Below are 12,472 nucleotides of genomic sequence, written 5' to 3'. Positions count from 1 at the left end.
TATATGTATTACTAAATCTAGATTTTTATGTAAGCTTGCTATTAGCTTGAATTCATTTGAGGTCCATAAAATTCTTTGCCATTGATATTGATGGAACACTAACAATAAACGGGAATGGAGCTTTAAATCTTGATGCATTAGCCAAACTTCGGTATCTAGTAAAATTAGGCTATAAAGTCATTTTTGTAACTGGAAGATCATCACTGGAAGCTTACATTTTATCCATATATGGTGGTACGACTCAAATTGCCATAGGTGAAAACGGAGGAGTCATAACTACTTCCCCTGTCGACCACAAATTATTAGCAAACAAGGATAATTGTTTGAAGGGGTTCAATCTATTAGCTAAGAGTATTAAAGATGTTAACCAGAAACCCGTTTTTCCAAGATCGACTGAAATAGTACTTGAAAGGACATTCGACATAAATGAGGGAAACAAAATCTTCAGGGAAAATAATCTGGATTTGAAATTAGTAGACAGCAATTACGCCTTTCATATCAACGAAGCAAAAATCAATAAAGGATTTGGGCTAGGAATACTCCTAAAGAAGCTTAATATTGATTTTGATGAGGTGGTTGCAATAGGTGATAGTGAAACTGATATCCCCATGTTTGAGCAATCAAAATTTAGCTTTACATTTGAAAGTTCTAGTGAAAATGTGCGAAAAAGTGCAACCCATTTGGTTGTAGGCATGAATGGAGAAGGGTTGATAAATGCGATAGATCTGATAATGAGAGGAAAAGTATTTTAGTGATTTAAATGATTGTTGAAAATGTTATCTATGAAATCGACCGATTTCTTGGGGGAGTACTAGAGTTTTACAACTTAACAAAGTCTGAGGTCAATTTTGAAATATCTGAGCCACATGTTAAGGATTTTGGAGACTTTTCTACAAACATTTGCTTCTTGTTAACCAAGAAATTAAAAAAGTCCCCATATGAGATAGCTGATCATATTGTAAATACTATTTTACCTGTTAGTAACACTTTGACGAATAGAAATGGTTTGATCGAGTCGGTTTCATTTGTAAATCCAGGTTTTATCAATTTTAGAATCAATAATAAAGTGTTCGTGAGGGAGTTCTTTAAAGCGGTAGGTAACAATCCAAAATTTGAACCTGCAAATGGGACCGTTTCAAGTTCGAAAGAATTGATACTAATAGAACATACGAGTGTGAATCCTAACAAAGCTTTGCACGTAGGCCATCTCAGAAATGCGGTAATTGGGGATTGTTTGTATAGGATACTTAAAAAAGCAGGAAAAGATGTCAGGGTCATAAATTACATCGACGATTCGGGAGTTCAAGTTGCTGATATCATTGTAGGGTTCAAACATGCGGGACTCCCTATAAGTATGCATGATCAAGAATCATCTAAAGAGAAAACAAAATTTGACCATTATTGTGGTAGTGAGATATACGTAAAAACTAATGATCTATACAAAAGTAGGCCTGACTTAGAACTTAAAAGGAAGAAGATCCTAAAGGAATTAGAGGATCCCGAATCGGAGACTTCGCAATTTACCAAGACCATAGTCGATAGAGTCCTTAAGGACCAGCTTGAAACATGTTGGAATATGAGATGTCGTTATGATCTATTAAGTTTTGAGTCACAGATAGTTCAATCAGACCTTTGGACCGATATTTTTTCAATCTTGAGAGACAAACAATTAATAAAATATGAAAAAGTTGGAAAGAATGCAGGTTGCTGGGTGTATAAATCAGCCAATGAAGGTGATAAAGTAGTAGTACGTAGTGATTTGACTTTAACTTATTTCGCCAAAGACATTCCATTTGCGGTTTGGAAGTTGGGCTATTTGCGAAATCCCTTTGATTACGTCTTTTACGCAAATCAATGGGACGCTTCAATTTTATATAAAACGAATATTGAGAAAATACAAGAAGAAAAATTAAGAGCCGATTCTAGTTTTGGCAAAGAACCGATTATTGACTTTGACAGAGTAAACAAGGTTATTACAATTATCGATTCGAGGCAAGAGAGGCTTCAAAATTTGCTGGTAGAAATATTAGGAAAATTAGGGATGGATTCAAAATATAAATATCTAGGTTATGAACCCGTCACCTTAAGCCAGAGTTCTCTAGATAGCCTGGGCATATCCGGAGAAGATAAGAATTCGTTACATATGTCTGGAAGGAAAGGTATCTACATCGAAGCGGATATGGCATTGAGCATTCTTCAAGAAAGAGCAAAGGTAGAAACAAAGAACAGGAATCCAGAACTTTCAGAAGAAGAAATCACATTAATATCCAAAGAGATATCCATTTCAGCAATAAGATATTTTTTCATAAAGATTGATCTTGGAAAAATGATAACTTTTGATATAAACGAGTCCCTGAGCCTTGAAGGGGATACAGCTTCCTATATACAATATGCCTATGCCAGAGGTAAGCGAATTGAGGATAAGAATAATGAAACAAGTTTCTTAAGGAAACAAGATAAAATCGACAATATAATGGAGATGGATTTTTCTTTAAATGAAATCGATTTGATTAAACACATATGTAGATATGACATGGAACTAAAACAGGCGGCAAATAACATAGATCCAAAGGTGCTATCAAAATATCTGTTTCAACTTGCTACAATGTTTAACAATTTTTATGAAAAATCACCCATTTTAAAGGAGAAAAATGAGATGCTGGCAACTTATAGGGCACTGATACTAAGTAGTACCCTAGAAATTTTAAAGATCTGCATGAACTTAATAGGAATAACTCCTTTGATGAGAATGTAATCTGAAAACAAGTAAAAAGATTAATAACTCTCAGAAAATCATTTTCACTTGTATTGATAGATCTTTTCAATTGGTCTGAAAAGTTGGTATTACAGTTTCCAGGATTGACACCCCATTATACTCAACACCCTATTTTTCCCGATATGTTTGCATCTGCCGTCGTCGCGGCCATAATTGCTATTGGCTTAAATTTAGCAATGGCACTTTTGAGAAGAAAGACCACCAATATAGAAAAAATGAAAACTGTCATGAAGGAAACAGGAGAATGGAGAAAAAAATATACTGAAGCCATTAAGAAAAAAGACAAGCAACTAATTGAAGAGCTAAAAAAGAAACAATCACAAATGCAAAAGATGAGCATGGAGATGCAGCAACAACAAATGAGACCCATGATGTTATATATGATACCATCTTTTATGCTATGGATTTTTGTATTTCCAGCGATATTTGGTCAAACTGTAGCTCTCTCACCCATTGTAATACCTTATTTGACATGTTCTGCCGATAATGTGAAAAATGATACACCTATTCAAACTACGAATAGTACGAGTACTGAGATAAAACAAGGGCCATGTAAGGTCCCTGGTCAGGTATTTCTCTGGGGGTGGTTCTTGCTAGTTAACTTTGCATTTAGCGGAATCATTGCAAAGGTCACCAATACTAGCATTCCCACATTCTAGTTTGAACATCCGTAAGGATGTTGGCACCTTCTTTTGAAAAATAAATATATTTATTCTTGGTAAGTATTATTAATCATAATGGAAAAGATTTTTGGGAGGAAACTTTTATCGGAAAAAAAAGACGATAATTCTTCCCGTACTCCTAGCGGATATGTAATAACTCAAGATGACATCAAAAAAGTCAATCTATATAACAAAGGAGTAAACAAGATGGCTGAGGAAAAATTTGAAGACGCTATTAGATGTTTTGATCTCTCCCTTAGGATAGATCCCTTTTTCGTGGATTCCCTGATAAAAAAGGGTTATTCACATTTCCATTTGAATCAATATAATCTTGCTATCACCATTTTTGATCGGGTTTTAGAGATAGATATCAATAATCCTGAAGTTTGGAACATGAAGGGATTAGTATTTTACAAATCAAAAAATTATGAAAAGGCTATAGAATGCTGTGAAAAGGCCATTGACTTTAATCCTAACGACGCCATGGCTTGGTACAACTATGCCTGTTATATGACGCTGGATGGAAAGGCAACTAAAGGCATGGAAGCATTAAAAAAGTCCATTGAACTTGATATTGCGAACGCAAAAAAAGCGGTAAAAGACAGAGATTTTATTAATGCGAGAATGGAGGAAGATTATAAAAGGATTATCGAGGTTGTAATATTAGAATCCGTTAGACAGGGAAATGATCATTTGGGGAAGATAATATGGGTTACTGGATTGGATCGGGAAGAAATTAAGGATGCTACAACCAGATTAGCCAATAAGGGCCTACTGATTAAGCACGTCAAAAAAACATTTACTGGACAAGATGAACAATATGAACTTACTAAGGAATTGATATCAAAAATTGGGGTTGAAAAACGAAATACGCAATCTAAACCCCATGAGGACAAAAAAGAAGTTTTCTTCTCTACCCAACAATTGAAAGATATTAGTGCAATACTGTATGAAGCTTCAGAATCTGCAGAGAGAGGCGACTTGAACTCACTTGTACAAGATATTGACAAATTATTAAACCCAATCCTACACGGTACCTTAATTCTAGATAACTTTTTTGAAGATCACAGGGAGTTACGACTTTTTAATAGCAGATTACGAGAAAGGGGTCAGGAATACTTGAACTTGAATAAAGAAGAGATTTCCAAATTCATGCTTGATTTGGATAAAAAAATAAGAGGCTAAATTACCTTTATATTTGAATAACACGGTTCTCAACAACTAAAAGTTGTTTTTGAGTAAACAGCTTTATGGCTTTGATATAGATTTCGTGCTCTTTGAGAAGAATTCGTTCTGAAAGAGACAATTCATCATCGTTATCGTATACTCGAACAGGATGTTGTAATATTATCGGTCCAGTATCCACACCATTATCTACAAAATGAACAGTGCAGCCAGTAACCTTCACACCAGCCAATAATGCTTGTTTTTGTGCATGTAGGCCTTTAAATGATGGAAGCAAAGACGGGTGAACATTCATTATCCTGTGTTTGTACAATTCCACAAAGGAAGGGCTCAAAATTTTCATGAATCCAGCCAGACAAATTAGTCCGTTATGAGGACCAATATTATCCTTTTTTAATTCATTTATTAGTCTGCTTTCAAATGGTTTGTCATTTTTATTTGATAATAAAGTAGTAGTCTTAACTCCATATTCATTTTCGGCAATTTCCAATCCCAAAGCGTCTTGTTTATTTGAAATAACTAATACATTGCCAATCCCTGCGACATTTCCCCTCTTAATTGATTCAAGAATAGCTTTCATATTACTACCACGTCCAGATATCATTATAGCTAGATTTATCAACTCAACAAACATTTAGTATTAAAATTAATGTTTATTAAATAATTGATTCTTTGGTAAGACATCAAGAATTCTAGGTGAACGTATGTTCACTCTATGTTGAAGAACAGTATGACCTATTCACGGTTATGACAGGGATCCATCTTAACATTTCAATAAATTCTATACTATATATTATTCTGGATGTTTTTTGGCTTTGGGTTATATCTAGCTGTCAAATTATCCTGAACCATCATAAATCAATTTAAAAGACACAATTAGTAACAAGATACTAAATATTTTTAATAATAAATTGGATTTCATCCTACTAGTTAGCATACTACCCAAAGTACCACCAATGATTGACCCTATGGACAAGATGAATCCCATATAGTAGTTGGGTTTACCGTCAATGATAAACAATGTTAAGCCTGAAAGTGATGTAAATATGAGGGCGAATTGTGAAGTAGCAGAAGCCTTTTTCATACTAAATCCCAACAGAATAATCAAACACGGAACAAAAATGATACCACCTCCTATCCCAAAACTACTAGACAATGTACCGGCCATCAATGAGAAAATAATCAAGATCAATATTCGAGAGGATTTCCAATTAGCTCCTTTTTGTGTGAGATCAGGCATTTTTTTATCTTGGCCCAGTATTTTTGATCGAAATAATAAGTAGAGAGATGTAGCCATCAAAATGAGCGCGAAATAATATCGAAATTCATCCAAAGTAAAGGAATTTGAAATGTAAACACCGATGAATGTTCCCGGGATTGATGAGAAGGCTAAAATCATTCCGATCTTTTTTTCGGTCAACCCTTTTCTAATATATTGAAACGAAGAAGATAAACTCGTAAAAAAAACTGCAATAAGACTTGTTGAAGATATTTGCGATGGGGTATAATTAAGATAACTAAGATACGGGGCGTTAATTATGCCGCCACCTATACCTACCATCGAGCCAATCAGACCTGCAACTAGAGAAACAGCAAAGGCTACTAGAACATCGATGAGCATATATAAATGATATAACTTATTTTCGGCTATATAATGAGGATCATTTTTTCAAAATTCTTCTTTAGAGGATTTGTTAGCCCAATAGAGTACAGCGATAGTGCTTAACCCTGATCCTATTATTCCTGCGATCAGGGCTTCAAAGAAATACCGTGAGAACAAATTTGGTATGAAAGAATTAAAAAAATTTAATATTGATGGTAAAATTGAATAAATGAAAATTCCTCCAATAAACCCTATTATCCAAAATGATATAATCATAACTGACCTATTCATCGATTAGTCCCATTTTCAAACATAAACTATTGATGAGATTCATATTAAAATTTTTCACATCTTGGGATCAAGAGATCAAATAAATAAAGCTATTAATATGAAATAGGTAAAATTTAACTTGTGTGATTCAAATTGACAGTTACAAAGAAAGAATTAAAACAAAAAGAAAATATTGAGAGATTAAATAATGCAATATCTACGTTAGATTCTCTAATAAAAAACGTCAACATTCAAAGAAATATTAGAAATATGATAAGGGAGGTCTTAGCCATTCTTAAGGATGAGAAAGGAGGAAGTATATCAGTGCGAGCTGCTAATGCTATTAGTATGTTAGACGGTGTCACCCAAAATCCTCAAATGCAATCACATATCAGGACTAGCTTATGGCAAGTTGTATCAGCGTTAGAAAGTATAAGAGAGTAATTACTCTTACAGATTTTTAAGTAGTCGGCTTGCCAGGCTTAGGTGGTGGTGGTAACTTCTCTAATTTATGATTAGGATTTGCTAAATAATGTCGCGAGGCACCCTCTCCGCTCAACACAATATTACAATTAATACATCTATATCTTATGGCCAAATCAGTTCAACATTAAGAACATCATACATACGAAAAAACCTATCGAAATTTACCTTAACTTTATGATTTCTCTGTTGTCAGGGACGCTAGATCTTATTTTCATTCTGGAGTAAATTACACTTGCGATATTCTCTGATTTAGATTTTTCCCCATGATTAACCAAGACCCTCTTGGGTCTCACTTTTGAAACAAAATTTAGTATTTGATTAAAATCACTGTGACCGCTAAAACCGTCAATTTTTTGTTTTGAACATCTTACCGGAATGACTTTAACCTTTCCATTCTTATCTATCATACTAGCTTCTGATATAGTCCCATCTAGCACCCTACGACCCAGCGTGCCGTTAATCTGGTAAGAAACGAATATTATTTTGTTTTTAGGATTAGGAGAAATTTGTTTGAAATATTCAACCGACGGCCCTCCTTCTAACATTCCAGAAGTTGCCATAATTATGGAAGGAGAATCATCGTTAAAGACTTCTTCTCTTTTACCAATTCCGTTTATTACGGTGAAGTAAGAGGACAAAAATGGATTAGTACCTTCAGATACAGATTTTCTCACTTCATATCCAAGGTAGTGCGCGTAAGACATATGAATGGCACTTGCCTCAGATATCATTCCTTCAATGAATATTGGAGATTCCACCAATCGACCTTCTCTCATCTCTTTATCTAGGACTAACATTATTTCCTGTGCCCTACCTACAGCAGGAACAGGTATCAGCACCTTGCCACCACTCATTAATGTATGATTGATGCTGTTCGTAAATGTGTTATAAACAACAGATTGATCGGGCATAATATCTGAACTCGCACCATAGGTACTCTCAGTAATAATAGTCTCAACCCGTGGATAATTTGCCAAAGCTCCATCTAGTAATTGGGTTTTCGCGTATTTATAATCACCAGTATATAAGATATTGTGAGCTCCTGAAATATTAATATGGACTGTTGCGCTACCCATGATGTGCCCTGCGTTATTTAGAGTTATTGTAACATCTGGGGATATATCAGTTGGTTTTCCGTAAGGAAGTGGTATACAATGTTTGATGACCTCATTGACATCTCTGATCTCATATGGCAAGTACGACCCATTGCTTTGCGCAATCTTTACCGAATCCATTTGCAATAGAGTCATCAAAGGCAAAGTGGGTTCTGTACAATAAATCGGCCCCTTGTATCCATACTTGAATATTGCCGGTAAGAACCCTTGATGATCTATATGGGCATGACTAATCACAACTGCATCTAATTCCTCTAAATTGAAATTAAACCAATCCAGTCTAGGGTAAGCATTATAGTTCATATTTTCACCAGGATTAATACCACAATCAAGCATTATTTTACTCTCTGGAGTCACAACAATAAAACAGGATCGACCTACTTGTTTAACACCACCTAAGCAGTAAATAGTGACCTCTTTCAAATTGCTGTATTGATATATTGCTCCATCATCAACAGATTTCCTTGATAAATATCTAGAATTGCTGACTTTATTGGTAGGGGTTAGGTTAGCTTCACAATTGGTATCATCATTATAAAGTAATGAATTAGACAACAAAGGAGGTCTAAAAATTCTTTTTCCTAAACTTTGATAAAAGGCAATGCGTTCTTTGGAGGAATTTTTTAATATAGAATGTATATTTTTTATGCTATTTGATGGGATATGAGGGGATCGTCTTGTGTGTGCAATCCAACCTGTTTCCTTTGCAATTTGCAAAAATATTTCAGCAGTAATCCCCTCGGGATTGTTTACCTCTAAAACAACCTCTCCTGTAGCTTCATCACAAAATAGTACGGTTATCAGGATTTCTTTTGGCAATATTTTGCTGATGGCATTACGAGCATCATCTTCAGAAAGCCTTATGGATGGGTCTGTTCTAATTATGAATCTTTTCTTCATTGATTTTGAAAGGGCCGAAAGATGAAGAGTTAACTCTGTCAGTGCGAATGATGGATTCTTAGTATAAATTGCAATATTAGCCGATTCACACCTAACAACCGTTACCTGAGCCTCTTTTGGAATGGATTGCATTACTTGATATTCCAATTTTTCTTCAAAATTTACTGGAGATGATAATAGTGAATTACCTTTATCGCCTTTTATTACCACATTGGGTTCTCTCAAAGGTATTGATCTTTCACGAAAAGTGATTTTTTCAGTATTATCACGGGTCAATTTATTATGTATTTCCTTAAATTATTTAACATGTCGCAAAAATTCAGACATATTTTCTATCTACTATTGATTATTTATGTTTTTAATAAATTATTGTTACCAGGTACAGACTACTTGCCTTTTGATTTTGTCCTATTTATCACCATTTTTTCGGCGATGTCTTTCAATATTTTATTCTTTAGTGATTCATTCTTAGATATCATGATATATCCTGATTTGATATGTGGTCGTTTAGGAAATCTCGCACCATCATTTATCTGATCTTTTTCAACTTGATACCCTAAAGATTCTGCGGCACCAATCAACTCCGTTATCATCGGATCATATACTGCCATAGATTTTGATATACGTCTACCCTTTCCCCTGGACAAGCTCTTATTATAGTAATCCACCCATATGATAACATTTTCATAATCCTTCAACTGGCTTGTAATAAAAAAGCTCTTTCTAACCTTTAAGTTTTTTTGTATTAACTAATTGATATAAGAATAATCAATTGTTTTGTATTTTTTTGATAGAAAGTTCACAGTTACTTACTATTGGATTGTATATTCGTAGATCATCACACATTTTCTTTACTTTGAACAATGCTTCTCTCTCGTCCAAGGATAATATTTTGACTAACAAAGATTTTCCTGATCTGACCGAAACTACATCGGAATAATTTTCTTTGAGAATAAGATCGTTAAGCACTGTTTCACCTTCAGGATCGTTGAGGAATGGCTTGTTTTCGATACTCACGATAACGTCAAATATTTTCTTTTTTTTGGGTTCCGTCATATATTTATCAAAAAAGGAGGTCACTATATATACAAAAGCTTTTAATTACAGAATTTAATTGATATTAAAATCATGGTCATGTAGCTCAGCCTGGCAGAGCGAAGGTTTTGTAAACCTTAGGTCGCGGGTTCAAATCCCGTCATGACCTGCATGTATGATTCAATAATAATAATTGATAGATTTGATAGCTTTAATTGACAGAAGAATATGTAAGTAATAGTGATTATCGAATTTTGACTATGGAATTGCTGGGAGAAATACTTCATTTTTCGAAAAGCGGACGCTTGATAGTAAGAGTCGAGAATAACGGTTCACAGGTGAAATCGGGGTTGATGGTTTTAGACAATAAGGAGAAGAGGATAGGCAAGATCGCTGAATTAATTGGTTCAGTGAACTCTCCCTATGCATCTATAATCCCCTTTGTTCAAGCCAAGAATAAGATGGCAGGTTTGAAAGTATATTTTACCGTTATGGGAAAAAAAGACTTTTTTTCAAAATCCAAAAATAAAAAGAAAATTAAGAACAATAAAAAATAGGTGAAGCAAATGGTTTCGAATGATGTAGATCTTGTGAATGAATGCCCTGAATGTCATGCAAACCTGGTGCAGGATGCAGTAAAAGGGGAATTTGTATGTAGTATATGTGGTTATGTGGTTGAAGAAAATTTGGTATATCAAGGTCCGGATGCCTATGTTAGCGACCCCGGACAAAAATCAAATACCTTGAGGGCTAGTGGTGTAAACAGTATTGCGTATCATGATTATGGTCTTCATACCGAGATTGATAATCAGTGCAAAGACTATTCTGGTCGACATTTCAATGATGATATCAGAAAGTCAGTTGTCAATCTAAGGAAATGGAACAATATCATAAGAATCTCAAATTCGAAAGATAGGAGACTTTCAAACGTGTTATCAAAAATTAACGAAATTTGTTCGCTCATGTCATTTCCTAAAGTTGTATGTGAAACAGCAGCATTAATTTACAGAAATTACGAGAATAGGAACGATACCAAGGGAAAATCTTCGGCATCCATGGCTGCAGCGGCTATATACTATGCTTGCAAAATTTGTAAAATCCTTAGGTCTCTTAATGAAATAGTACATCATAATGGTAACACCGAAGACACTAGTGAAAATCTGAAATTGGCTTCAAAATACTATCGTTCTATGGTATTGATTTGTGAAAATGATGATACCAGTATGGTAATTCAAGGCCAAAACAAAATTACCGATTTTCTGCGACACGATCCAAAGACCGGAAACAAAAACAAGCAGAGTTTTACAATAATAAATATGCAGTCAATCAATATTAATCAGTATATTTCGAAATTGGCTAATACTGCAAAATTCGATGTTAAAATCGAAAGACTGGCCATTGAAATAGCCAAAAAAACGGAAAATCATCTTCTGTCAGATGGCAAATCTCCTAACGGTATAGCAGCGGCATATCTATATCTTGCATCGGTCCTTCTTGGAATTAATATTTTACAGATGGATATATCTCGGTTAGCAGGGGTAACAGAAGTAACCATACGCAATAGATGCAAAGATATTCTTACTTGTTTTAGAATAACACTCAAAGTAAAACCAATTTTAAAGATATAAATAATCTGCGAATAAAGAAATTTTGTTTAATAATGGGCGGTAATAAGAAAAAACCAAGTCAGTCCAATGCTTCCAAATCTCAAGATAATAAGGGAGGTAAAAAAGAGGAGGTAAAAAAGACGCCAGCTTCTAAAACTCAGCAAAAGCAAAAGCTATCAGTGTTGATTGAAGAAGGGCAGGGATTAAAGACACTAGACTCGATGAAGGCTATCACTGTTCATTCGTATGCAAGGGCTCTAGGTGTGAAAATTTCGGTTGCTAATAATTTCTTGAAAAATCTAGAGAACAAAAGCATCATAAAATCGATAGGCGGATATAGTGGACATAGAATATACCAAAAGTTAAAGTAGTTTAATCCTAGTTCAGTGACTTTTCGATGCTCAAATGATCTCCGACTCTAAAAGATTGTAATATATCGATGTTACCTGAGGTAATTCTCCCCAACAAGTTCATTTTTTGACTTAATAAAGCATCATCTAAGAAAATGCAAATGAAATTTCCCAATGGAGAAAACGCTAAATCTCCTTTTTTGAATGTGTGAACAGGTTTTTCGGATCCGATCTGAAGACCCACCTGAATATAGATAAATCTACCTTCGTAACTATTAATTCTGCCATAAATGGGGAATACCTCAAGTAATTTCTTTACTGTTAATGGTGAGAGATGTCTCTTTAATTCTCCTTCTACTTCAAGTGCCTGATTTAAGCCTATTTTTATTGGTATAGTCGAAACGCTTTGAAACTCAGCTGACACAAATATCAATAAAAGGTTTATAAATATGAACTTTCAGCAACATTTAATTATATAATTTA

The 12,472-nt window shown here is 34.4% G+C and carries 15 protein-coding genes and 1 tRNA gene; 9 read left to right on the top strand and 7 right to left on the bottom strand.

All coding sequences use genetic code 11. The features are described from left to right. The first annotated feature begins 56 nt into the window (after window positions 1–56). The 4 genes from NMY3_RS10330 (at window position 57) to NMY3_RS10315 (ending at window position 4,623) form a co-directional block, all read left to right on the top strand. Window positions 57–752, top strand: a complete 696-nt coding sequence (locus NMY3_RS10330; RefSeq protein WP_196815782.1) for a phosphoglycolate phosphatase — start codon at window positions 57–59, stop codon at window positions 750–752. An 8-nt stretch (window positions 753–760) separates the two neighbouring features. Further along, window positions 761–2,755, top strand: coding sequence for an arginine--tRNA ligase (locus NMY3_RS10325; RefSeq protein WP_196815781.1), 1,995 nt, complete (start codon window positions 761–763; stop codon window positions 2,753–2,755). 53 nt (window positions 2,756–2,808) lie between these two features. Continuing rightward, a complete protein-coding gene (locus NMY3_RS10320; RefSeq protein ID WP_231100007.1) occupies window positions 2,809–3,435 on the top strand; it encodes an EMC3/TMCO1 family protein in 627 nt (208 codons plus the stop codon). A gap of 78 nt (window positions 3,436–3,513) precedes the next feature. Next, window positions 3,514–4,623: a tetratricopeptide repeat protein gene (locus NMY3_RS10315; RefSeq protein WP_196815779.1), complete on the top strand. Its 1,110-nt coding sequence runs from the start codon at window positions 3,514–3,516 to the stop codon at window positions 4,621–4,623. Window positions 4,624–4,630: 7 nt separating this feature from the next. On the opposite strand, the gene purN is transcribed toward NMY3_RS10315, so the two are convergent. The 3 genes from purN to NMY3_RS10300 all read right to left on the bottom strand — a co-directional run bounded on the left by purN (window position 4,631) and on the right by NMY3_RS10300 (window position 6,517). After that, window positions 4,631–5,227 (bottom strand): phosphoribosylglycinamide formyltransferase, encoded by a 597-nt coding sequence (gene purN, locus NMY3_RS10310; RefSeq protein WP_257720026.1) that lies wholly within the window; start codon window positions 5,225–5,227, stop codon window positions 4,631–4,633. A gap of 234 nt (window positions 5,228–5,461) precedes the next feature. Further along, window positions 5,462–6,244, bottom strand: a complete 783-nt coding sequence (locus tag NMY3_RS10305; protein ID WP_196815777.1) for a sulfite exporter TauE/SafE family protein — start codon at window positions 6,242–6,244, stop codon at window positions 5,462–5,464. A 48-nt stretch (window positions 6,245–6,292) separates the two neighbouring features. Further along, on the bottom strand, window positions 6,293–6,517 hold the full coding sequence (locus NMY3_RS10300) for a hypothetical protein (RefSeq protein ID WP_196815776.1): 225 nt from the start codon (window positions 6,515–6,517) through the stop codon (window positions 6,293–6,295). 132 nt (window positions 6,518–6,649) lie between these two features. On the opposite strand from NMY3_RS10300, the gene NMY3_RS10295 reads away from it, so the two are divergent. Then, complete coding sequence (locus NMY3_RS10295) at window positions 6,650–6,940, top strand: UPF0147 family protein (protein ID WP_196815775.1); 291 nt, start codon at window positions 6,650–6,652, stop codon at window positions 6,938–6,940. Between the two features lie 203 nt (window positions 6,941–7,143). On the opposite strand, the gene NMY3_RS10290 is transcribed toward NMY3_RS10295, so the two are convergent. The 3 genes from NMY3_RS10290 to NMY3_RS10280 all read right to left on the bottom strand — a co-directional run bounded on the left by NMY3_RS10290 (window position 7,144) and on the right by NMY3_RS10280 (window position 10,053). Then, on the bottom strand, window positions 7,144–9,273 hold the full coding sequence (locus NMY3_RS10290) for a beta-CASP ribonuclease aCPSF1 (RefSeq protein WP_231100005.1): 2,130 nt from the start codon (window positions 9,271–9,273) through the stop codon (window positions 7,144–7,146). A 110-nt stretch (window positions 9,274–9,383) separates the two neighbouring features. Beyond that, window positions 9,384–9,665, bottom strand: coding sequence for a signal recognition particle subunit SRP19/SEC65 family protein (locus NMY3_RS10285; RefSeq protein ID WP_257720025.1), 282 nt, complete (start codon window positions 9,663–9,665; stop codon window positions 9,384–9,386). Between the two features lie 100 nt (window positions 9,666–9,765). Further along, window positions 9,766–10,053 (bottom strand): phosphoribosylformylglycinamidine synthase subunit PurS, encoded by a 288-nt coding sequence (locus NMY3_RS10280; RefSeq protein ID WP_196815773.1) that lies wholly within the window; start codon window positions 10,051–10,053, stop codon window positions 9,766–9,768. Window positions 10,054–10,127: 74 nt separating this feature from the next. On the opposite strand from NMY3_RS10280, the gene NMY3_RS10275 reads away from it, so the two are divergent. The 4 genes from NMY3_RS10275 (at window position 10,128) to NMY3_RS10260 (ending at window position 12,010) form a co-directional block, all read left to right on the top strand. Further along, window positions 10,128–10,201 (top strand) — tRNA-Thr (locus tag NMY3_RS10275). A gap of 46 nt (window positions 10,202–10,247) precedes the next feature. Next, a complete protein-coding gene (locus NMY3_RS10270; RefSeq protein WP_196815772.1) occupies window positions 10,248–10,589 on the top strand; it encodes an H/ACA ribonucleoprotein complex subunit GAR1 in 342 nt (113 codons plus the stop codon). 9 nt (window positions 10,590–10,598) lie between these two features. After that, entirely contained in the window at window positions 10,599–11,660 is a 1,062-nt protein-coding gene (locus tag NMY3_RS10265; protein ID WP_196815771.1) for a transcription initiation factor IIB, read from the top strand. Window positions 11,661–11,692: 32 nt separating this feature from the next. After that, the gene (locus NMY3_RS10260) at window positions 11,693–12,010 is read left to right on the top strand and encodes a hypothetical protein (RefSeq protein ID WP_196815770.1); all 318 of its coding nucleotides are present in this window, start codon (window positions 11,693–11,695) and stop codon (window positions 12,008–12,010) included. Between the two features lie 7 nt (window positions 12,011–12,017). On the opposite strand, the gene NMY3_RS10255 is transcribed toward NMY3_RS10260, so the two are convergent. Continuing rightward, window positions 12,018–12,413: a cyclophilin-like family protein gene (locus NMY3_RS10255; RefSeq protein WP_196815769.1), complete on the bottom strand. Its 396-nt coding sequence runs from the start codon at window positions 12,411–12,413 to the stop codon at window positions 12,018–12,020. Between the last annotated feature and the right edge of the window lie 59 nt (window positions 12,414–12,472).

Source organism: Candidatus Nitrosocosmicus oleophilus, from assembly GCF_000802205.1.
GTDB lineage: Archaea > Thermoproteota > Nitrososphaeria > Nitrososphaerales > Nitrososphaeraceae > Nitrosocosmicus > Nitrosocosmicus oleophilus.
The sequence above is the reverse complement of the archived record's forward strand: the minus strand, read 5'-3'. Positions and strand labels throughout refer to the sequence as shown.